Here is a 19,218-nt window from a genome sequence, read left to right on the forward strand (position 1 = left end):
TCATGCAGTTGCACAAGCTCGATCTCAAGCTGCTCCTGATTTTCGACGCCTTGGTGCGCACGCGCAGCGTGACCTTGGCCGGGGAGCGCGTGGGATTGTCTCAATCGGCTACCAGCAACGCCTTGCAACGCCTGCGCGAGGCGTTTGGCGACAAGCTGTTCGTCCGCACGCCGACGGGCATGCAACCGACCGGGCTGGCGCTCGAAATCGCCGACGAAGTGAGCGAGGCACTCGATAGGCTGAGGATGGTGCTCGAGCGTAGCCGGGTATTCGAGCCGGCGCGCGCAAGGCGGACTTTTCGCATATTGCTGAGCGACATTGCCCAACAGGCGCATTTGCCCACCTTCGTCGCCTTGCTGCGCAAGGAAGCGCCGCATGTGGACCTCGTGGGCGTCTCGCTGCCGGTCAGGGAGGCCAAAGAGGCCATGTCTTCGGGGGAACTCGACCTAGCCGTTGGCTTCCTGCCCGAGCTGGGGTCGGATTTCCACCGCCAATCGCTGTTCGTCGAGCAGTGGGTTTGCGTGATCAGCCGCCATCACCCGACCATCGGCAAGACCATGACGCCTGAGCAGTACCTGGAAGCGGCGCACGTGAGCTACCGGCCGGCCGCATCCATCCACGCTTCGCTCGACCAGCTGCTGGAGACCCAGTTCGCCGGCCGGGGCGTCAAGCGCCGCGTCGCGTTGAGCGTGTCGTATTCCAGCGGGCTCGCCGCCACGCTCGCGTTGTCAGACCTCGTGTTGACCGTGCCTTACGGGCCGGCGCGTTCCATGGTACGGGCCCAGCCATTGCGCATCGTACCGTTGCCGTTCGAGCTGCCGCCGATCGATCTCAACATGCAGTGGCACGACCGCATGCACCACGATCCGGGCAATCGTTGGTTTCGCCAGCTCTTCGCCGCGAACTACTGCGACAGCCGCCAGTGAGGCGGCTGATGGGAGGGTGATTTTTTCCGGGTTTTCCCGAAATATCGGTTTCTTCCATTTCCGGAATTCAGACTATCCATTGGACGCTCGTAACCGGGCATTCCTAAGATGATCGACTGCGCCGCGCGGCCCGGTTGCGCCATGTGTGCGCGGCGCCTCATCCATCAAGGAAAGCCTGTATATGTCTGGACCGCAAACCATTCAACTGCCCCAACATCGCGATCTCTACTACGGTGGCCAGTGGCACGTCCCGAAGGGCGGCTACGTGGATACTTGGAACCCGGCCACGGGCGAATGCCTCGGACCCTGCGCCGAGGCCAATGCCGCTGACGTGGACGATGCCGTCAAGGCGGCCCAGGCCGCGTTCGTCGAATGGAGCCGCACCAAGCCGTCCGAGCGCGCCGCGCTGATGCGCAAGGTCGCGACGGTGCTGCGGGAACATGCCAGCGAATTGGCGCTGCTCGATGCCGCCAACTGCGGCAACCCGGTCGCGGAAATGACGCGCGACGTACAGGCCGCGGCAGCGCAGTTCGACTTCTTTGCCGGACTGGTCACCGAAATCAAGGGCGACACCATTCCCATGGGCGAGGGCGTCGTCAACATGTCGGTGCGCGAGCCGTACGGCGTGGTCGGCCGCATCGTGGCGTACAACCACCCGCTGATGTTCACTGCCGCCAAGAGCGCCGCGCCGCTTGCAGCCGGGAATACCGTCGTGATGAAGCCGCCCGTCCAGGCGCCGCTGTCGGCCTATCGGTGGATGGAGCTGATCGACGGCATCCTGCCGCCCGGGGTGCTCAACATCGTGAGCGGCGGAACCGAGTGCGGATCGGCCTTGTCTGCGCATCCCGACGTACCCTTCGTTTCGCTGATCGGCAGTGTGCCGACGGGCCGCGCGGTGGCCAGGGCTGGGGCGGAGCGCTTGAAGCGGATCACGCTGGAGTTGGGCGGCAAGAACGCATGCATCGTTTATCCGGACGCGGACCTGGATCGGGCGGCAGCGGGCGCGGTACAAGGGATGAACTTCACCTGGTGCGGCCAGTCTTGCGGATCGACTTCACGCCTGTTCGTGCACGAATCCATCCACGACGAAGTGGTCGCGCGCATGCTGGAGAAAATCCGCCATTATCGTCCGGGCCTGCCGACCGATCCGGCCACCACCATGGGCGCGATCATCTCCCAGTCCCAGCTCGACAAGATCATGAAATATATCGAATTGGGGAAAGAGGAGGGGGCGACCCTGGTTTATGGTGGCAAGCGGCCGGACGATCCGGCGCTCAGCAAGGGGTTTTTCATCGAGCCCACGGTATTCACCAACGTCACGGCCGACATGCGCATCGCCAACGAGGAAATCTTCGGCCCGGTGCTGTCGGTCATCAAGTGGAACGACGAAGAAACCATGCTGGCCCAGGTCAACGCCGTGGAATACGGCCTGACGGGCGCCGTGTTCACGCGCGACCTGGCCAATGCCCACCGGGCCGCCAGCCGTATCCAGGCTGGCTTCATCTGGGTCAACAACGCGGGACCGCATTTCCTGGGCACGAGCTATGGCGGCTATAAGCAGTCCGGCATCGGACGCGACGAGTCGATCGAGGAGCTGTTGTCCTACACCCAGGGCAAGAACATCAACATCACCCTTTGATCGTAATTCGGCGCGCGCCGCCCGGGCGGCGCCGCCTCCGGCGGAGGCCGGCTAGAACAAGGATAACGCTATGAGACAACTGACAGCCGCGGCATGCATGGCCCTGGCGGTGACCGCAATGGCACCGGCCCTGGGGCAGGAATGGGCACCGACCAAGCCCGTGAACATCGTCGTGACAGTACCGCCGGGATCGAGCACCGACATGTTGGCCCGGATACTGGGCGAGCGCCTGCCCGAGGCACTCGGGCAACCTGTAGTGGTCACCAACCGCCCCGGCGCGAGCGGCTTGATCGGCGCGGCCTCTGTCGCGCGCGCGGAACCAGACGGCCATACGCTGCTGCTGGCCCCGAGCACCCTGCTAGGGGCGCCGCACGTCATGCCCAAGGGAGCGGGCAGCGGCGTGGACGTGCTGCGGGACTTGGCACCGGTGGTTCGCACCGCTTCCTCGCCGGTCATCATTCTGGCCAACCCGCAGTTGGGCGTGAAAACGCCTCAGGATCTCGTGGCCTACCTGAAGAAGAATCCCGGGCTGCCCTATGCCTCTTCGGGCAATGGCTCGCCCCAGCACATCGCAGGCCAGCTGTTCATGAGGGCGACGGGCACGGAGATGACGCACGTGCCTTACAAGGGTGTCATGCCGGCGGTGGTGGATACGCTGAGCGGTCAGATCAAATTGGCGATCGGGGCGCTGGGTGGGGTGGGCCAGTACATAGATAGCGGACAGCTGATCGCGGTCGCCGTCGCCGAGAAGCAACGCTCCAGCCTCCTGCCCAACGTGCCGACCGTCACGGAGAGCGGCATCCAGGGCGTGGAGCTGAACGTCTTTTTCCCGGTCTTTGCACCGGCCGGGACGCCGCAGCCGGCGATAGACCGCTTGAACCGGGAGATCACGCGGATCATGCAGTCGCCCGACATCAAGGAGAAGATGCGCAGCGCCGGCGTGGAGACCTCCGGCAGCAGCGTGGAAGAGGCCGTCAAGGCTGTGCGCGGCGAGTACGCATTCTATGGGGGCGTCGTCAGTGAGTTCGGCATCAAGGCCGAATAGGGGAAATCAAGACCGGGGTGTTGACCGGATGCAGCCGGTCAAAAAAAACGGCCGCACGAAGCGGCCGTTTTGCCGAGGGGGCATCTTACATCGGCATCATGTTCGCATTCATGTTGTGCAGCACCCAGGCGGAGCCGCCCACGATGATGGCGATGATGAGCATCGTGAAGAGGAAGGTGGTGAGGTTGTCGCGCTGCTCGGGCGAGGTACCCAGGTGCAGGAAGAACACGAGCTGGACGATCAGCTGCAGCACGCACAGGATGACGATGGCGGCCGCGGCGGCAAACCCCGTCAAGGCGCCGGTCATGACCACGCCGAACGACAGCGCGGTCAGGACGATGCAAAGAATGAACCCGACGACGTACGACTTGACCGAACCGTGGCTGGCGTGGGCGCCGTGATCGCTGACGGCTGGGGAGGAGTGTTGCGCCATTACAGGGCTCCCATCAGGTAGACGAAGGTGAACACGCAGATCCAGACGAGGTCCAGGAAGTGCCAGAACAGGCTCAGGCAGGCCATGCGGCGGCGGACCACGGAATCGAGGCCGAAGCGCCGGATCATGTCCATCATGACCAGCATCCAGATCAGGCCTGAGGTCACGTGCAGGCCGTGGGTGCCCACCAAGGTGAAGAAGGCCGACAAATAGGCGCTGCGCTGCGGACCGGCGCCTTCGGCGATCAGGTGGTGGAATTCGTAGATTTCCATGCCCACGAAGCCGGCGCCGAACAGGAAGGTCACCGCCATCCAGCCCAACACCTTGCCGCGATCGCCGGCGTGCAGAGCCAGCATGGCCATGCCGAAGGTCACGCTGCTGACCAGCAGCAGCATGGTTTCGGTCAACACGAATGAAAGGTCGAACAGTTCGGCGCCATGGGGCCCCCCGGCCGTTGCCTTGGAGAGCACGGCGAAAGTGGCGAACAGCACCGAGAAGATGAGCAAGTCGCTCATCAGGTAAAGCCAGAACCCGAAGACGGTCTTCGAACCGTCATCGTGGTGTTCATGCCCGTCATGGGCATGATGATCGCCACCATCGTGGCGATGCGTACGAAGAATTGCAGCGCTACTCATATTGCTCTTCAAAAAACCGGCGGTACTGGTGCCGGAAGCCGTCTAACAGATCCAGGGCACCGCGGATCCGGCTCTGCCGGTCCGCCGGTGCCGCCCCCTGGGGGGCGCGCGCAAGCGCGTAGGGGGGGCCCTCTACGCCGCCTGCTTGAGCGACTCGTAACGGGCGTTCTCGATGCGCGCCACCTCTTCGGCCTTGACGTAGTAGTCCACGTCGCGGTCATAGGCACGGGCCAGGAAGCCGCCGATCATGCCCAGCAGGCCGAGGGCCGCCAGCCACCAAATGTGCCAGACCAGGGCGAAGCCGAGGATGGTGCCGGCAATCCCGATGTACACGCCGGCGCCGGTATTGCGCGGCATGTGGATGTCTTCGTAGTGGTCGGGACGCTTGTAGGCCACGCCGGTTTCCTTGTCATGCCAGAACTGATCGAGGTGAGTCACTTTGGGCACCTTTGCGAAGTTGTAGAACGGCGGAGGAGAGGAGGTAGACCATTCCAGCGTACGGCCACCCCAGGGGTCGCCGTCGTAGTCGACGTTCTTCTTGCGGTCGCGGATGCTGACGGCGATCTGCAGCAGCAGGAAGAAGATACCCAGCGCGATGACGACCGCGCCGACCCAGGCGACGATCAGGAACGGTTCCCACGCGGGGTTGTTGTGATGGTTCAGGCGGCGTGTCATGCCCATCAGGCCGAGCGCATAGAGCGGCATGAAGGCCAGGAAAAAGCCGATGAACCAGCACCAGAACGAGTACTTGCCCAGGCGCTCGTTGAGCTTGAAGCCGAAGGCCTTGGGGAACCAGTACACCATGGCCGCGATACACCCGAAGACGACGCCACCGATGATGGTGTTGTGGAAGTGGGCGATCAGGAACAAGCTGTTGTGCAGCACGAACGACACCGCGGGGATCGCCATGAGCACGCCGGTCATGCCGCCGATCACGAAGGTGACCATGAAGCCGAGCGTCCACAGGACGGGCGTCGAGATCTGCAGTCGGCCGCGATACATCGTGAACAGCCAGTTGAAGATCTTCGCGCCCGTGGGGATCGAGATGATCATCGTTGCAATGCCAAAGAAGGCATTGACGTTGGCGCCCGAACCCATGGTGAAGAAGTGGTGCAGCCAGACCAGGAAGGACAGGATGCCGATCGCGGCCGTGGCATAGACCATGGACTTGTAGCCGAACAGCGTCTTGCGGGCGAACGTGGCAACGATTTCCGAGTACGCGCCGAAGCAGGGCAGGATCAGGATGTAGACCTCGGGGTGGCCCCAGATCCATATCAGGTTCACGTACATCATCACGTTGCCGCCGAGATCATTCGTGAAGAAGTGCGTGCCCAGATAACGGTCGGCGGTCAACAGCGCCAGGGTGGCGGTCAGCACCGGGAAGGCGGCCAGGATCAGGATGTTGGTGACCAGGGCGGTCCAGGTGAAGACCGGCATCTTCATCAGGGTCATGCCGGGGGCGCGCATGCGCAGGATGGTGACGATGAAGTTGATCCCGCTGAGCGTCGTTCCCAACCCGGATAGCTGCAATGCCCAGATGTAGTAATCCACCCCGACGCCCGGGCTGTAGTCCAGGCCGGAGAGAGGCGGATACGCCAGCCAGCCGGTGGCGGCGAACTCGCCCACGAACAGGGACATCATGATCAGCACCACGCCGCCGCCGAACAGCCAGAAGCTGAGCGAGTTCAGGAACGGATAGGCCACGTCGCGCGCGCCGATCTGCAGCGGCACGACGATGTTCATCAGGCCCGTGATGAACGGCATGGCCATGAAGAAGATCATGATCACGCCATGGGCGGTGAAGATTTGGTCGTAGTGGTGGGGGGGCAAGTAGCCGGCCGAGTCGCCGGAGGCGATGGCCAGTTGCGTGCGCATCATGATGGCATCGGCAAAGCCGCGCAGGAACATGATCAGCGCGACGATGATGTACATGATGCCGATGCGCTTGTGGTCGACCGTGGTGAGCCACTCTTTCCACAGGTACGTCCACTTGCCGTAATAGGTGACGGCGCCGAGCAGTGCGGCGCCTAATACGACGACCGCGGCCAGCGTGACCATGATGATGGGCTCATGGTACGGGATGGCGTCTAGGGTCAGTTTCCCGAACATCGATTTACTCCGACAAGGCTATCTTGGAAACGTTGGCAGGCGTGCACATTCCGGTATCCATGCCTGCGGAGGCCATGTACTGGTAAATGATGCCGTCGAACAGCGTGGGCTCGGCTTCCGAGTAGTAGGCGACAGGTTCGTGCTCGCTCGGCGAGACCAGTGCTTGGTAGGCCTCGGGCGTCAGCTTTTGGGGCGACGCCTGCACATTCCGGACCCAGGCTTCGAAGTCTTCCTGGTTCGTCGCCACGGCCTGAAAGCGCATGCCGGAGAAGCCGGCGCCGCTGTAATTGGCCGATATGCCGGCGTAGGTGCCGGGTTCGCGGGCGATCAGGTGAAGCTTGGTCGTCATGCCCGCCATGGAGTAGATCTGGCTACCCAGCTGCGGGATGAAGAATGCATTCATGACCGAGGCGGACGTGATGCGGAAATTGACCGGAACGTCCACCGGGAATCGGATTTCGTTGACCGTGGCGATTCGATATTCGGGATAGATGAAGAGCCACTTCCAGTCCAGCGACACGACGTCGATCTGTACCGGCTTGGCGTCGGACTCGAGCGGCCGGTATGGGTCGAGTTCATGCGAGCTCTTCCAGGTCAATACGCCGAGTATGGTGACGATGATGAGGGGGATGGTCCAGACTACGACTTCGACCGCGGTGGAATGCGACCAGCTGGGGTCGTATTTCGCCTTGGTATTGGAGGCGCGGTATCTCCAGGCGAACCACAGCGTAAGGACTATGACCGGCACGATCACCAGCAACATGAGTCCGGTTGCAGTCAGGAGCAGGGTTTTCTCTTGGGCGCCAATGTCGCCCTTGGGATTTAGAATGGCCATGTTGCAGCCAGCCAGCAGCAACATGGTGGCGCCGACGCATAACGCGCGTCCCGCGTTCACGAAGAAGGATTTACTCACGTCCAGCCTTGGTTTGTTGAAACGTTGGCGAAATCCGCCAGTTCCGCATCCTACTGAACGTGTCTTGGCCGGGGATGCGACAAAAGGTCGCGCGCCGAATGCAGGCCGCCCCGTTTTACGGCCGGTTGCCCGGGTCAGGGCGTGTTCCCCTTGGGTGTACCTAATTGTGACGCGACAAGGCTAGGGATTTGCCCTGCGACAATATGTCGCACCCCGTCTCGGGGCGCCCACCTTCCGCGGGTGCGTGCCGGTGGCGCGCGGAATGTCCCGCAGCGCTTTATTCAGGCTCGGGGCCGCGTTCAGGACCGGGCCGCTTGGCCAGCTTGCGCTGCAACGATCGGCGATGCATGTTCAGCAGGCGAGCCGCCGCGGAGACATTGCCGCCGGTTTCGTGCAGGGCTTGCTGGATGTGTTCCCATTCCAGGCGATGCAGAGGAATCATGGTTGATTCCACGGTCACGGCCTCGGCTTTTTCCAGCCCGAGCGCCCGGAGAATCATGTCGGCGGTCGCAGGCTTGGGCAGATAATCGTCTGCCCCGCGCTTGATCGCGTCCACCGCCGTGGCGACGCTGGCGTAGCCCGTGACGAGCAGGATGCGCATGTCTGCGCGCAGCGCACGCAACGGCTTGATCAGGGTCAGGCCGGAGTCGTCGCTGCTGAGCTTGAGGTCGATGAGGGCAAACCCCGGGCGGATCTCGTCGGCGATGCGCAAGGCTTCGGCGATCGTGGTTGCAGTGCGGGTTTCGAGGCCGCGGCGGGCCAGGCTGCGCTGCAAGGTGCGTAGGTAAAGCTCATCGTCGTCGACGAGCAGTCCGATATCGAGGGTGGTGGTAGTCATCATGAAGTCACGGTGGTTTCCACGGGCAATTGGAATTGGATGCGTACGCCTCCGCCTTCGGCGGCCGTCATCGTCATCTCGCCGCCCAGCCGCTCGACCGTGGCATGGGAAAGCGCCAGGCCAACGCCTAGCCCTCCGGGCTTGCCGCTGCGAAATAGCGTGGCCGGAAGTAGCGGCTGGTCGGGGTTGAGCCCGCGTCCATAGTCGCGCACGACGCCGCGCACCATCCCGCCTTTGCATTCCAGGTGCAGATCCACATAGGGCGCCCCGGCCTGGACGCCGGCGTCAGCGGCATTGTTCAGCAGCGCTTGCAGCAGGTGGGCGACGGAGGGCTCGACGCGAAGGCCGCGGGGTAAGATGCCGGTGCGATGCAGTTCGATCGTGGGGCGGACCAATTTCCATTGCTCCACCACCCGCTCCAGTTCCACTTCTGTTGGGACAGCCAGATTGCGTACTCGTTCCCGGCACAGCGCCAACAGCTCGATCAGCATTTCCGAGTCGGCGCGCAGCTCGTCAGTGTCGGCCTGGGCCGCGATTTCGTCGGCCAGCAGCGTCATGGTGGCCAGCGGCGTGTTCAGCTCGTGCGCCATCGACGCGGCATGGGTCGCCAATGCGACGATGCCTTCATTGCGGGCGAAGCGCTCGCGCAGGTCGGCCAGTTCCCGTTCCCGGTTGCGCAGGTCGGCGGCGAGCCGGGTGGAGAAGATCAAGATGACGACGACGGCGATGAGAAAGCTAGCCACGATGCCCCATAGCAGCAACTCGTAGGCGTCGCCCGGCGCCTCTAGGGGACGGCCGAAGATGGCCGCGATCGCGTACCCGGCTACGCCGGCACCGGCCGTCGCATATGCCCAATGGCTGGGCAGCGCCATGGCGGCCAGCGCGATCAGGACCAGGAAGAGCAGCCCGAACGGGTTGCTGATGCCGCCGCTCCACGCCACCATCCAGGCCAGCACGCAGATGTCCACCAACATGTGCAGGAACGCGGTGGCGTGCGAGGGTTCTCCGCCGGTGCGCAGCCGCCAACCGGCATACAGGTTGAAGGCCACCAGGGTGGCCACGCCGCTCCACAGCATGGCGAGCGGCAAATCCACGCCCAGCGGGCCGCTGGCGATGAAGATGGTGGCAGCCTGGCCGCCGATGGCAAGCCAGCGCAGGCTGGACAAGGTGCGTAGGAAGGAGGTCTCGGTACGGCTCATACGGGCTGGGGATGAACCGGACGGTGTGCCGGCGGACTCCATTATGACCTACGGACGAGTCGCCTCGGCCGCTACCGGTTGCGACGGCGGCGGTTGGCCAGGAGGGCGCTAACTGGCGCAGTCGGGCAATTCCTGGAGCCGTTCGAGCAGGGGACGCTGGGCTTCGAGTATTTTTTCGCGCGCAGTTTCGAGGTCGAACCAGTCCGCGCGATCGACCTCGGGAAAGCTTTGCATGCGTCCGCTACGGGGCGGCCACTCCATGGTAAAGGTGTTGCTGCGCAGTGCAGTGGGGTCGAAATCGGCCTCTAGCGCAAAGGCAATCACTTCTTTGCCGCCGCGCTGCCTTATCCGGCCCAGCGGCACGAGCGGGCCTGGCGGGGCCGCCCCCAACTCCTCGCGCAGTTCGCGCACGGCTGCGGTGGCGGGATCCTCGCCCACTTCCACCAGGCCTTTGGGAATGGACCATGCGCCGGCGTCGCGCCGCCGCCAGAACGGACCTCCCGGATGCACGAGCAGTACCTGCAGCGTGTTACCCGTACGCCGGTACATGAGCACGCCGGCGCTCGTCGCGCTCATGGCCGCGCCCCGCGCCGCGCATGCGCGGCCGCAGTCCCGCCTCGTTGCATCTGTGCCCATGAGATGCCGAAGATCACCAGGCCGGCGAGGGCGAGCAGCAGGCCAACCCAACCCGTCGAGGCCCAGCCCAGGCCCGCCGCGATGGTCACCCCGCCGAGCCAGGCGCCAAGCGCATTGGCGAGGTTGAAGGCGGAGTGGTTGAGCGCGGCGGCCAGGGTCTGAGCGTCCCCGGCCACGTCCATGAGGCGGATTTGCAGGGCCGGACCGATGGCAACGTTCGTGCCGATCAGCATGACGTTGATGGCGGCCAGCCAGACGTTATACGCGGTGAGGGAAAAGAGACCGAGCACCACGCCGGACCAAACCAGCAGTCCGCATATGGTCGGCATCAAGGCTTTGTCCGCCAACCTCGACCCGACCAGGTTGCCCAACACCATGCCGACGCCGAACAATGCAAGCACGAAGGGCACGGCGTGTTCGGGCAGCCCTGCGAGCTCCATCAGCGTAGGCTTGACATAGCTGAAAACGGCAAACATGCCACCGAAGCCGATGGCTCCTATGCCGAGCGTCAGCCAGACTTGTTTACGCCGCAGCGCACCCAGTTCGCGCCAGGGGCTGGCTCCTGCCCCTGCCGGGATGTCCGGAATCCAGCGCTGGACGAGCAGCGCCGCCGCTACGCCAATGGCACCAACGAGTGCGAAAGCGGCACGCCAGCCCAGCCACTGTCCAAGCCCGGCCGCAATGGGTACGCCGGCCAGGGTCGCAATGGTGAGCCCCAACATGACGTAGCCGACCGCCCGGGCGCGCTGGCCCGCAGGCGCCAGTTGCGCCGCGACCAAGGCGGCGACGCCGAAATAGGTGCCGTGCGGCAGTCCCGTCAGTAGCCGCATCAGCATCATGGAGAGGTAACCGGGAGCCGCCGCGCTGGCAAAGTTGCCGAGCGCAAAAAAAGCCATCAGGGCGACCAATAGGGCGCGGCGCGGCATGCGGGCGCCCAGCACCGCCAGGACGGGGGCCCCGACGACCACCCCCAGCGCATAGGCGCTGATGAGATGTCCCGCCGTTGGAATGGAAATGCCCAGGTCTCGGGCCGCATCGGGAAGCAGCCCCATGATGACGAACTCACCGGTGCCGATGCCGAAGCCACCGAGACCCAGCGCCAGTAGCGCGCGGCCGAACGAGGGCGCGGCAGGAAGCGAAGCGCGTGGTTGTTGGGCGGGTTGCGCCGGGGAGGGAGGGTTCATGAAGGCGAAGAAGACTGCAGCGCCGTTGGAGGCGAAGGAAATAGCTTAGCAGCATCAGATTGCACTGCACAAAACGCCCCGGCCCCTCGGCCCCGCGCCGGGATATCATGCGGTCAGCGCGAGATGTCTTGAGCGCGCTGCAGATTTCATGATTCGGGACTTATGCCATGAGCGACATCACCATCTATCACAATCCGGCATGCGGTACGTCACGCAAGGTTCTGGCCTTGCTCAGGGAGCGCGGCTACGAGCCGACCGTGATCGAATACCTGAAAACGCCGCCCAGCCGCGACACCCTTAAGTCGCTCATCGCCGCAATGGGGATTCCGGTGCGGGAGGCGATGCGGGTGAAGGGCACGCCTTACGACGAACTTGGCCTGGGCGACCCCAAATGGAGCGATGACGAGCTGATCGATTTCATGATGCAGCATCCCATCTTGATCAACCGTCCCATCGTGGTGACGCCGCGTGGCACGCGGCTGTGCCGGCCGATGGAAACCGTGCTGGAAATCCTGCCGGAATAGCAGCCTGCGGTCTCGTGCGGCGCGCCGTCAGAGAAGGACGTCGCCGGTGACGCAATCGGCGACGTCGCCGCCTATCCAGATGTCTCCGTCCGCACGTTCGACGTAGACGCGCCCGGCGCGTCCCAGGGCCGTGCCCTGGCTGGACACATAGGACGCGGGCGCCAATCCGGCGCTGGTCAGCCACTGCGCGATGCCTGCGTTCAGGCTGCCGGTCACCGGGTCTTCGGGTACCCCCAGGCCGGGCGCGAAGGCCCGCACTTCGAATTGCGCTTCCGGGCCGTCGGTGGCCGGATCCCACGGCCCGACGACACCGACTTTGAGCTTGCCCAGCGCCGGAAAATCCGGCCGCAGCGAGAGCACTTGCGCGCGCGAGGCAAGCATGATGGCTAGCCAAGCCGGCCCATTGTCTACCCAGTTTGCGGCGACCACCGCTTCCGGTGCTATGCCCAGGCCCCGTACAGCCTGCGCGAGAACGGCAGGCTCGACCTCGCCGGAGCGCCGCAGCGGGGGGGCGGCGAAGGCGAGGCGGCCCGACCGGCGCCGGATCCTTACCAAGCCCACGCCGCATTGCTGAACGACGTCGGAGCTTACGGGGCGTCCTCCCGCCCGCAGCCACGCATGGCAACTGCCGAGGGTGGGGTGGCCGGCAAACGGCAGCTCTCCGGAAGGCGTAAATATGCGTACGCGATAGTCGGCCCCTGCGACGGTCGGGCGGAGTAGGAACGTGGTCTCGCTCAAGCCGGTCCAGCGCGCAAAGGCCGCCATTTTGTCTTCGGGGAGGTCATCTGCATCGTGGACCACCGCGAGCGGATTGCCGCGCAGCGGAACCGCGCTGAACACGTCTACTTGGCGGAAGGGGTAAGAGCGGGCCTGAGGGGGCATAAAGGGCGTGGGCGGTCAAACGTAAGTGGACAGGAGGATGCTGGTCTCGGTGCTGGTAATGCCCGGGATCAGCCTGATGCGCTCGAGGGCCCGATCGAAGTCCTCGATGTTCTGCGCACGCAGTTCGGCCAGGATGTCCCAGCGGCCGTTCGTCGTATGCAGCGCCTGGATTGCCGGCTCTCCGCGCAAAGCCTCCAGGACCCGCCGGGCAGTGTTGCCTCCTACGGCGATGCTCATCCAGGCGCGTATGCCTTTGGGCTCGACGCCAGGGCGCAAGCGCAAGGTATAGCCGACGATGACGCCTTCTTTTTCCAGGCGCGTGATCCGGTTCTGCACCGTGCCGCGCGAGACGCCGAGCTTGCGGACCAGCAGGGAAGCGGGCGTGCGCGCATTGTCGCGCAGCAGGGCGATCAGGCGATGGTCGATTTCGTCCATGGCGATACCTGCAGGGCGGATGGCAAAACGATAGCAGAGTCTGTCGATTCGACATCCCTGCGCGCGGGATGTGCCGTTCTGCCGGCTCGCGTTTGGCGCGACGGACGAGCAGAATGGGCGTCATGACGGTTCGCAATGTGCGAAGGCAAGGAGCAAAGCGTGAACGCCACAGCCAAGTTCCTCATGGTCGATCCGGCCCACTATGAAGTTCGCTACCGCATCAACCCGTGGATGCAGCCCGAGCAGTGGATGCGCGATGCGCAAGGGTTGCGCGCGGCGGCGCGCAGGGCTTACGACGCGTTGCGATGCGCCCTGCGCGAGGCCGGCTGCGACGTCGTCGTCGCGGACGGCGCGCCGGGGTTGCCGGACATGGTTTTTCCCGCCAATGCCGGCATCATCCTGGACGGACGGGCGCTGCTTGCCCGTTTCCGCTATCCCCAGCGCCGCGGCGAGGAGGCCGCCTTCCTGGCGGTTTTCGAGCAGCTGCGCGAGCAGGGGTTGCTAAAGGAAATCGCCCGGTTTCCGCCGGGTTGTTTCCAGGAGGGCGCCGGCGATGCGATCTGGGATGTGAATCGCCGGTGCTTTTGGGCTGCCTACGGTCCGCGTTCCGCGCGCGAGTCGTTGGCGCACATTGCCGACTTTTTCGACCAGGAAGTGGTTCCCCTCGAGCTGGCTTCGGAGCGGTGCTATCACCTGGACGTGTGCTTCTGCCCGTTGAGCGGGGGAGAAATCCTCTACTATCCCCCCGCCTTGACGCGCCCCGCGCTGCGCCGCCTGCGCGAGCGCGTGCCGGTCGACATGCTGCTTGCCGCGTCCGACGAGGACCTGGGCCGCTTCAGCGTGAATGCGGTCAACGTTGGCAGGCGGATCGTAATGGCCGCGCCCACCCCGCGCCTTGGGTCCATGTTGCGCGAGCGCGGGTACTCGGTCATCCCGGTCGATCTGGAACCGTTCAAGATGTCGGGGGGCGGCGCCTATTGCATGACGCTGCGGCTCGATCGCTCGAGTTTGCCCGCGGTTGCGGCGCGCGTGGGCGACCGCGAGGCAGCCTGGGCCTGAACGGCATGATGGCGAAGCGCTGCATGCCGGCGGCCGTGCGACCGGCGTTTGCCCCGCGGTTACATCCTGATCCAGCGCCGCTTGGCCATCCAATGCAGGAGCAACCCCGCGACGAAGCCGGCCGCGACGTTCCACATGCACAGTGCGGCGGTCGCAAGGGTAATGTACCGCTCGTTCTTGTCGGCGGGTAGCACGCTGCTGCCCAGCGCCAGCTGGGCACCCGTCAGGAACAGGATCACTCCGAGGATCGCCAGCGGGAATACCTGGAATAGCAATGCGACGCCGGAGCTGAAAAACAGCGCCAGCGCGAGCAGGATGACGCCTAGTATGACGACCGCGCCTCCGGTGCGGGCGCCGAAGGCCACGTGCCCTGCCATGCCGCCGGCGCCGTGGCACATCGGTACGCCACCCGCCGTGGAGCTGACCAAGTTCATGATGCCGGTGGAAGTGGCCAGGCCGTTTTCCGTGACCGGACGGTGAGGGAAGAGGCGATTGTTTTCATCCTTGATCGCAATGACGGCGTTGCCCAGCGTAAGTGGGACCTGGGGCAGGGCGAGCAGCGCCACGCCGACCATCAGTTCGTTCCAGCCGAGCTCGGACAGCGCGAACCGGGGCGAGGGCAGTCCGACAGGCGCTTGCGCCAATTCGTGCAAGAGGTGCGGCTGGCGCCATAGGCCGACGGCCGCGCCAAAGGCCAGCAGCACGAACATGGCCGGGAACGTCCGGTTCGCCATCAAGAGAAGGGTGCCCAAACCGGCAATCGCTGCGATCGGCCAATCGTTGTGCATCATTTTCACGCCTTCCAGCATGAAGCCAAAGCCCAATCCCAGTGTGATTCCTAGTACGACGGCGGGCGGCACGGCCCGCGACAGCCGGGTGGCCGCGCCGCTCAACCCGAGGAAAAGCCAGATTGCGCCCGTCGCGAGGGCGGCGGCATAGACGGCGCCCGGCGTGACGAGCGCCGTTTGCGCCGCTTGCGTCACGGCGACGGCGCCGATGGCCTTCATCGGCTGCACCGGGATGGGCGTCTTGTAGTACAGGCCGCAAGCCAGCATGCACAGACCGAAGCCGAACAGCACGCCGAACGGGTCGAGCTTCAGCACGCCGATGTAGGCAGCCACGAACGGGATGAGCGTGCCGAGATCGCCGAAGGCGCCTGCCCACTCCATGCGATCGTAGCGGTTGCCCGTTGCCGCATCCGGCACGGAGCGGCTGGACGGTTCGTGCATTCGTGCCTCCAAGTTTGAATCGGAACGAGAAGCCGCATTGTCGGCTAGCGGCGAATGCATGTAAACGACATGCAGGCGCCTGCCGGACGGCCCCGTGCGAGGTCCTGAAGCGTTGGGTCAGCTGGCCTTGCGCAAGGTGAAGTTGATGCGCTTGGCTCCCAATGCCGGGTGGTGCGCTTCGCGCAGCGGCAGGATGCCGTGGTAGCGCAATCGGTCTTCGCCTCCCCAAACGACGACGTCGCCGTGGAACAGGGGATGGCGCCCGGGACGGTCCGTGCGTGAATGTCCCCCGAACAGAAAGACGGCTGGTATGCCAAGCGATACCGAAACGATGGGTGCACTGAAATCGCGTTCGTTGCGATCCTGGTGCAGCGCCATGCGCGAGCCAGGCAAGTAGCGGTTGACCAGGCATGCGTCGGGACGAAAGCCCGGAAATCCCGCCGCTTGCGCCGCCCGTTCGGCAAGCGAAGCGAAGATGGCCGGCATGGCAGGCCAGGGCCTGTCCGTCATCGGATCGAGACGCGTGTACCGGTAGCCTCGACTGTCGCTGACCCAGCCCCACTCTCCGCAGTTGGTCAGGGCCACTGACATGGTGCGTCCGCCGGGAGTGGCCATGTGCCGGAACGGCGCTTCCGACTCGAGCATGGCCAGGGCTTGCATCAGTTGCGGCGCGTCAGGCAGGGCCAGGCCCCGCAGGATGACGGATCGCCTGCCTATAGGCTCCACGGCGGAAGAGGCGGCAGTGAAATCGAACAGGTCGAGGTTCACGAAAACGGTGCCGGAACCGGCATTGGGCTATCGGCTTACCATCATAGCGCTCTGCCGTTGCATGTTTAACGGCAAGACACGCGCAGGCGGCACCAGGGTGCACACTAGGACTTCGAGGAAACCGAAGCGAGGTCTTGCATGCCTGACTCGACAACACAGCGCGAACGGATGGTCGCGCACCAGCTAGCGGCGCGGGGCATCCGCGGCCCGGCCGTGCTGGCTGCCATGCGTGCCGTGCCCAGGGAGCGTTTCGTGCCGCCGGAACTGTCCGGTCTTGCGTATGAAGACACGCCGCTGCCCATAGGGGAGGGGCAAACCATTTCGCAGCCTTACGTCGTTGCACTGATGGCCGAGGCGGCGCGTTTGTCGCCGCACGACACGGTGCTGGAAATCGGCACCGGGTCGGGCTATGGGGCGGCGGTATTGGCGCAGCTTGTGGCAAGGGTGGAGACGGTGGAGATCCGGCCTGCGCTGGCCGCCGCGGCACGGGAGAGGTTAAAGGAATATCCGCAGGTCACCGTGCACCTGGCCGACGGCAGCTTGGGCTTGCCCGGGTGTGCGCCCTTCGACGCCATCCTCGTTTCGGCCGGCGGGCCCACAGTGCCGGAAACTTGGCGCGAACAGTTGGCGCCCGGCGGCCGACTGGTCATGCCGGTCGGACCGAGCCGGGAGCTACAGCGATTGGTCAGGATCGTCAGGTGCCCGGACGGGGCCTTCAGCCAAGAAGACTTGGGCGCCGTACGGTTTGTCCCGCTGATAGGGGCCCGGGGCTGGGACGGTTCCTGATCCCGGATCGGACGTCTCTCAACCCCAGGCCGCGCCCAGTTCGCACACGATTTGCGCCGCCGGGGCTTCGCGGCAGCCGCTGGCATTCTGGCCACACCACAAAGGCGAGAAGTCTCCCGAGCCGCGCGCTTCGGCCTTGGCCCGCAGCGGCGCGACGGCGGTGGTCGCCAGCGGGAAGGCCGGCGCCAGCGGAGACAGGGGGCCCAGCTCGCGCATGATGCGGTTCACGATGCCGCGCGCGGGGCGGCCAGAGAAGAGGTTGGTCAACGCGGTGTGGGCCGCGGCGGGGCTCTTGAGTGCGGCGCGATGCACTTCGCTGGTCGTGGCTTCGGGCGCCAGCAGGAAGGCGGTGCCGGCCTGCACCCCGGCGGCGCCCAGCGCCCGCGCGGCGGCAACCGTGCGCGCATCGGCAATGCCGCCGGCGGCGATCACCGGCACGCGCACCGCGCGCACGATTTGCGGCAGCAGGGCAAAGGTACCGGGTTGATCGTCGACATCATTACTCAGGAACATGCCCCGGTGGCCACCGGCTTCAAAGCCCTGCGCGATGATGACGTCTGCCCCGTGATCTTCCAGCCAGCGTGCTTCGGCAACGGTAGTGGCCGACGACATGACCTTGGCGCCCCAGGATTTCACCCGCGCGACTAGGTCCGGGGAAGGCAACCCGAAGTGGAAGCTGACGACCGGTGGCCGGAATGGCTCGACGATGTCGGCGATTTCCGGGGTGAAGGGCGCGCGCCCGGGCCCGGGAGGGATGTCATCCGGGTCGATCCCGAATTCCGCGTAGTACGGCGCCAGCGCGCGCCGCCAGGCGGCCTCCCTGTCCGGGTCGGGTTCCGGCGGCGTGTGACAGAAAAAGTTCACGTTGAATGGCCGGCTCGTGCCTGCCCGCAGCGCCTCCAGCTCGCGCCGCAGGGCGTCCGGGCCGAGCATGGCGCACGGCAGCGAGCCCAGGCCTCCGGCGTTGGAGACGGCGATGGCGAGCGCGCTGCCTTGGGACCCTGCCATGGGGGCCTGGACGACGGGAAATTCGATGCCGAGGAGAGATTGCAAATTCATGACTGGGCAGGGAATAGGGGAAACGGGAGATGCGGGGATGCCCCTCGGCGGGTGGGCAGCAAATCCGCCAGCGTGTAGCCGTCGAGGTGTTGGAGAAAGCGTTGGAGCGCTGCGCCCAGAATGCCGGTGAGGCGGCAATGCCCGGCCAGGGCGCAGCTGGCGCCCGGGGCGTGGCAGTCGACCAAGTGGAAATCCGGTTCGAGCGCACGAATGACTTCACCCAGGCCGATCTCGGCCGGTGCGCGGGCGAGCCGCATGCCGCCACCTTTGCCACGGATGGTTTCGAGATAGCCGAGCTGGCCTAGCCGGTGGGTGACTTTCATCAAATGTGCTTCCGAAATACCGTGCGCCTCGGCGATTTCGGCGATGGTGCAGAGCCGCCCGGGGTAGCAGCCGACGTACATGAGCAGCCGGAGCGCGTAATCGCTGTGCGTGGTCAGGCGCATGGCAGGGGCAATTCGCGCGCCAGCTGCTCTGGATGGCGCTGGGTCTGGTAGCCCAGCCACAGGCTTTGCGCAATGCGGCGCGCCATGGCTTGGGCGCGGTCGGCCATCGCCGCATTCTCCTGTTCCCGGGCCGTTTCGCCGAACAGTTCCAGCCACCGGAGGAACAGGCTTTCGTCGAGACCGGGAAGCGCGGCGTGGCGCGTCATCGGCGTGCCTACATAGCGGCGGGTGCCGCGCAGCATGGACGACCAGAAGTCGGTGAGCTTGGCGAGGTGATGATCCCAGTCGTCCACGTGGGCTTCGAATATGGGCCCCAGCCGCGCATCCTGGCGGACTTTGGCGTAGAAGGCCGCCACGAAGCGGGCGATTTCTTCTTCCGTGCAGAGGTTGGGGTCGAGCATGGCGTCATCACAATAAAGATATATTTGAAATATATCTTAAGGCGCGGCGAAACGAAACACCTCGCGGCCCCG

The 19,218-nt window shown here is 65.1% G+C and carries 20 protein-coding genes and 1 pseudogene; 6 read left to right on the forward strand and 15 right to left on the reverse strand.

The window, feature by feature from the left end; all coding sequences use genetic code 11:
* The first annotated feature begins 2 nt into the window (after positions 1-2).
* From Q0319_RS08545 to Q0319_RS08555, 3 genes are all read left to right on the forward strand, one after another.
* On the forward strand, positions 3-926 hold the full coding sequence (locus tag Q0319_RS08545; RefSeq protein WP_296463460.1) for a LysR family transcriptional regulator: 924 nt from the start codon (positions 3-5) through the stop codon (positions 924-926).
* A gap of 181 nt (positions 927-1,107) precedes the next feature.
* On the forward strand, positions 1,108-2,565 hold the full coding sequence (locus Q0319_RS08550; RefSeq protein ID WP_296463458.1) for an aldehyde dehydrogenase family protein: 1,458 nt from the start codon (positions 1,108-1,110) through the stop codon (positions 2,563-2,565).
* Between the two features lie 70 nt (positions 2,566-2,635).
* On the forward strand, positions 2,636-3,610 hold the full coding sequence (locus Q0319_RS08555) for a tripartite tricarboxylate transporter substrate binding protein (RefSeq protein ID WP_299451797.1): 975 nt from the start codon (positions 2,636-2,638) through the stop codon (positions 3,608-3,610).
* 85 nt (positions 3,611-3,695) lie between these two features.
* Here Q0319_RS08555 and cyoD read toward each other — a convergent pair whose 3' ends face one another.
* The 8 genes from cyoD to Q0319_RS08595 form a co-directional block, all read right to left on the reverse strand.
* Positions 3,696-4,043, reverse strand: a complete 348-nt coding sequence (gene cyoD / locus Q0319_RS08560) for a cytochrome o ubiquinol oxidase subunit IV (RefSeq protein WP_296469266.1) — start codon at positions 4,041-4,043, stop codon at positions 3,696-3,698.
* Positions 4,043-4,678, reverse strand: a complete 636-nt coding sequence (gene cyoC, locus Q0319_RS08565) for a cytochrome o ubiquinol oxidase subunit III (RefSeq protein ID WP_296469263.1) — start codon at positions 4,676-4,678, stop codon at positions 4,043-4,045. The genes cyoD and cyoC overlap by 1 nt, the downstream gene beginning before the upstream one ends.
* Positions 4,679-4,810: 132 nt before the next feature.
* Positions 4,811-6,787: a cytochrome o ubiquinol oxidase subunit I gene (cyoB, locus tag Q0319_RS08570; RefSeq protein WP_299451800.1), complete on the reverse strand. Its 1,977-nt coding sequence runs from the start codon at positions 6,785-6,787 to the stop codon at positions 4,811-4,813.
* Between the two features lie 4 nt (positions 6,788-6,791).
* Positions 6,792-7,646 carry a ubiquinol oxidase subunit II gene (cyoA, locus tag Q0319_RS08575; protein ID WP_296469273.1) on the reverse strand — a complete coding sequence of 285 codons (855 nt, stop codon included), beginning with the start codon at positions 7,644-7,646 and terminating at the stop codon, positions 6,792-6,794.
* 331 nt (positions 7,647-7,977) lie between these two features.
* Positions 7,978-8,538 (reverse strand): response regulator transcription factor, encoded by a 561-nt coding sequence (locus tag Q0319_RS08580; protein WP_296469271.1) that lies wholly within the window; start codon positions 8,536-8,538, stop codon positions 7,978-7,980.
* Complete coding sequence (locus tag Q0319_RS08585; RefSeq protein WP_296469258.1) at positions 8,538-9,737, reverse strand: ATP-binding protein; 1,200 nt, start codon at positions 9,735-9,737, stop codon at positions 8,538-8,540. Before Q0319_RS08585 ends, Q0319_RS08580 begins: the two co-directional genes overlap by 1 nt.
* 108 nt (positions 9,738-9,845) lie before the next feature.
* The gene (locus tag Q0319_RS08590) at positions 9,846-10,313 is read right to left on the reverse strand and encodes an NUDIX domain-containing protein (protein WP_299451801.1); all 468 of its coding nucleotides are present in this window, start codon (positions 10,311-10,313) and stop codon (positions 9,846-9,848) included.
* On the reverse strand, positions 10,310-11,557 hold the full coding sequence (locus Q0319_RS08595) for an MFS transporter (protein ID WP_296469269.1): 1,248 nt from the start codon (positions 11,555-11,557) through the stop codon (positions 10,310-10,312). Before Q0319_RS08595 ends, Q0319_RS08590 begins: the two co-directional genes overlap by 4 nt.
* A gap of 167 nt (positions 11,558-11,724) precedes the next feature.
* On the opposite strand from Q0319_RS08595, the pseudogene arsC reads away from it, so the two are divergent.
* Positions 11,725-12,078, forward strand: a pseudogene (gene arsC, locus Q0319_RS08600) (arsenate reductase (glutaredoxin)); the annotation flags it as partial.
* Between the two features lie 30 nt (positions 12,079-12,108).
* Here the strand turns inward: arsC and Q0319_RS08605 are convergent.
* Positions 12,109-12,963 carry a PhzF family phenazine biosynthesis protein gene (locus Q0319_RS08605; RefSeq protein ID WP_296471295.1) on the reverse strand — a complete coding sequence of 285 codons (855 nt, stop codon included), beginning with the start codon at positions 12,961-12,963 and terminating at the stop codon, positions 12,109-12,111.
* A 15-nt stretch (positions 12,964-12,978) separates the two neighbouring features.
* Positions 12,979-13,398, reverse strand: a complete 420-nt coding sequence (locus Q0319_RS08610; RefSeq protein ID WP_299451803.1) for an Lrp/AsnC family transcriptional regulator — start codon at positions 13,396-13,398, stop codon at positions 12,979-12,981.
* Between the two features lie 183 nt (positions 13,399-13,581).
* Between Q0319_RS08610 and Q0319_RS08615 the strand changes: the two genes are divergently transcribed.
* A complete protein-coding gene (locus Q0319_RS08615) occupies positions 13,582-14,457 on the forward strand; it encodes an arginine deiminase-related protein (RefSeq protein WP_299452113.1) in 876 nt (291 codons plus the stop codon).
* Positions 14,458-14,516: 59 nt separating this feature from the next.
* Here the strand turns inward: Q0319_RS08615 and Q0319_RS08620 are convergent, their stop codons facing one another.
* Together Q0319_RS08620 and alkB are read right to left on the reverse strand one after the other, a co-directional pair.
* Entirely contained in the window at positions 14,517-15,686 is a 1,170-nt protein-coding gene (locus tag Q0319_RS08620) for a putative sulfate/molybdate transporter (protein ID WP_296466516.1), read from the reverse strand.
* Between the two features lie 117 nt (positions 15,687-15,803).
* Entirely contained in the window at positions 15,804-16,454 is a 651-nt protein-coding gene (gene alkB / locus Q0319_RS08625; protein WP_296466519.1) for a DNA oxidative demethylase AlkB, read from the reverse strand.
* A gap of 138 nt (positions 16,455-16,592) precedes the next feature.
* Here alkB and Q0319_RS08630 point away from each other — a divergent pair, with 138 nt between their 5' ends.
* On the forward strand, positions 16,593-17,240 hold the full coding sequence (locus Q0319_RS08630) for a protein-L-isoaspartate(D-aspartate) O-methyltransferase (protein WP_296466522.1): 648 nt from the start codon (positions 16,593-16,595) through the stop codon (positions 17,238-17,240).
* 18 nt (positions 17,241-17,258) lie between these two features.
* Here Q0319_RS08630 and Q0319_RS08635 read toward each other — a convergent pair whose 3' ends face one another.
* The 3 genes from Q0319_RS08635 to Q0319_RS08645 are packed head-to-tail and all read right to left on the reverse strand — an operon-like array spanning position 17,259 to position 19,146.
* Positions 17,259-18,299 (reverse strand): nitronate monooxygenase, encoded by a 1,041-nt coding sequence (locus tag Q0319_RS08635; protein WP_296466525.1) that lies wholly within the window; start codon positions 18,297-18,299, stop codon positions 17,259-17,261.
* Positions 18,296-18,745 (reverse strand): Rrf2 family transcriptional regulator, encoded by a 450-nt coding sequence (locus Q0319_RS08640; RefSeq protein WP_296466527.1) that lies wholly within the window; start codon positions 18,743-18,745, stop codon positions 18,296-18,298. The genes Q0319_RS08635 and Q0319_RS08640 overlap by 4 nt, the downstream gene beginning before the upstream one ends.
* The gene (locus tag Q0319_RS08645; RefSeq protein ID WP_296466531.1) at positions 18,736-19,146 is read right to left on the reverse strand and encodes a group III truncated hemoglobin; all 411 of its coding nucleotides are present in this window, start codon (positions 19,144-19,146) and stop codon (positions 18,736-18,738) included. Before Q0319_RS08645 ends, Q0319_RS08640 begins: the two co-directional genes overlap by 10 nt.
* Positions 19,147-19,218: the final 72 nt, after the last annotated feature.

Source organism: uncultured Pigmentiphaga sp. (genome assembly GCF_937950555.1).
In the GTDB taxonomy this organism is placed as follows: Bacteria; Pseudomonadota; Gammaproteobacteria; order Burkholderiales; family Burkholderiaceae_B; genus Pigmentiphaga.

What these genes read in the sequence shown, in the direction of transcription:
- Q0319_RS08545 (WP_296463460.1), top strand. Translation starts at nt 3, where the DNA reads ATGCAGTTGCACAAGCTCGATCTCAAGCTGCTCCTGATTTTCGACGCC.
- Q0319_RS08550 (WP_296463458.1), top strand. Translation starts at nt 1,108, where the DNA reads ATGTCTGGACCGCAAACCATTCAACTGCCCCAACATCGCGATCTCTAC.
- Q0319_RS08555 (WP_299451797.1), top strand. Translation starts at nt 2,636, where the DNA reads ATGAGACAACTGACAGCCGCGGCATGCATGGCCCTGGCGGTGACCGCA.
- cyoD (WP_296469266.1), bottom strand. Translation starts at nt 4,043, where the DNA reads ATGGCGCAACACTCCTCCCCAGCCGTCAGCGATCACGGCGCCCACGCC.
- cyoC (WP_296469263.1), bottom strand. Translation starts at nt 4,678, where the DNA reads ATGAGTAGCGCTGCAATTCTTCGTACGCATCGCCACGATGGTGGCGAT.
- cyoB (WP_299451800.1), bottom strand. Translation starts at nt 6,787, where the DNA reads ATGTTCGGGAAACTGACCCTAGACGCCATCCCGTACCATGAGCCCATC.
- cyoA (WP_296469273.1), bottom strand. Translation starts at nt 7,646, where the DNA reads ATGTTGCTGCTGGCTGGCTGCAACATGGCCATTCTAAATCCCAAGGGC.
- Q0319_RS08580 (WP_296469271.1), bottom strand. Translation starts at nt 8,538, where the DNA reads ATGACTACCACCACCCTCGATATCGGACTGCTCGTCGACGACGATGAG.
- Q0319_RS08585 (WP_296469258.1), bottom strand. Translation starts at nt 9,737, where the DNA reads ATGAGCCGTACCGAGACCTCCTTCCTACGCACCTTGTCCAGCCTGCGC.
- Q0319_RS08590 (WP_299451801.1), bottom strand. Translation starts at nt 10,313, where the DNA reads ATGAGCGCGACGAGCGCCGGCGTGCTCATGTACCGGCGTACGGGTAAC.
- Q0319_RS08595 (WP_296469269.1), bottom strand. Translation starts at nt 11,557, where the DNA reads ATGAACCCTCCCTCCCCGGCGCAACCCGCCCAACAACCACGCGCTTCG.
- Q0319_RS08605 (WP_296471295.1), bottom strand. Translation starts at nt 12,963, where the DNA reads ATGCCCCCTCAGGCCCGCTCTTACCCCTTCCGCCAAGTAGACGTGTTC.
- Q0319_RS08610 (WP_299451803.1), bottom strand. Translation starts at nt 13,398, where the DNA reads ATGGACGAAATCGACCATCGCCTGATCGCCCTGCTGCGCGACAATGCG.
- Q0319_RS08615 (WP_299452113.1), top strand. Translation starts at nt 13,582, where the DNA reads ATGGTCGATCCGGCCCACTATGAAGTTCGCTACCGCATCAACCCGTGG.
- Q0319_RS08620 (WP_296466516.1), bottom strand. Translation starts at nt 15,686, where the DNA reads ATGCACGAACCGTCCAGCCGCTCCGTGCCGGATGCGGCAACGGGCAAC.
- Q0319_RS08630 (WP_296466522.1), top strand. Translation starts at nt 16,593, where the DNA reads ATGCCTGACTCGACAACACAGCGCGAACGGATGGTCGCGCACCAGCTA.
- Q0319_RS08635 (WP_296466525.1), bottom strand. Translation starts at nt 18,299, where the DNA reads ATGAATTTGCAATCTCTCCTCGGCATCGAATTTCCCGTCGTCCAGGCC.
- Q0319_RS08640 (WP_296466527.1), bottom strand. Translation starts at nt 18,745, where the DNA reads ATGCGCCTGACCACGCACAGCGATTACGCGCTCCGGCTGCTCATGTAC.
- Q0319_RS08645 (WP_296466531.1), bottom strand. Translation starts at nt 19,146, where the DNA reads ATGCTCGACCCCAACCTCTGCACGGAAGAAGAAATCGCCCGCTTCGTG.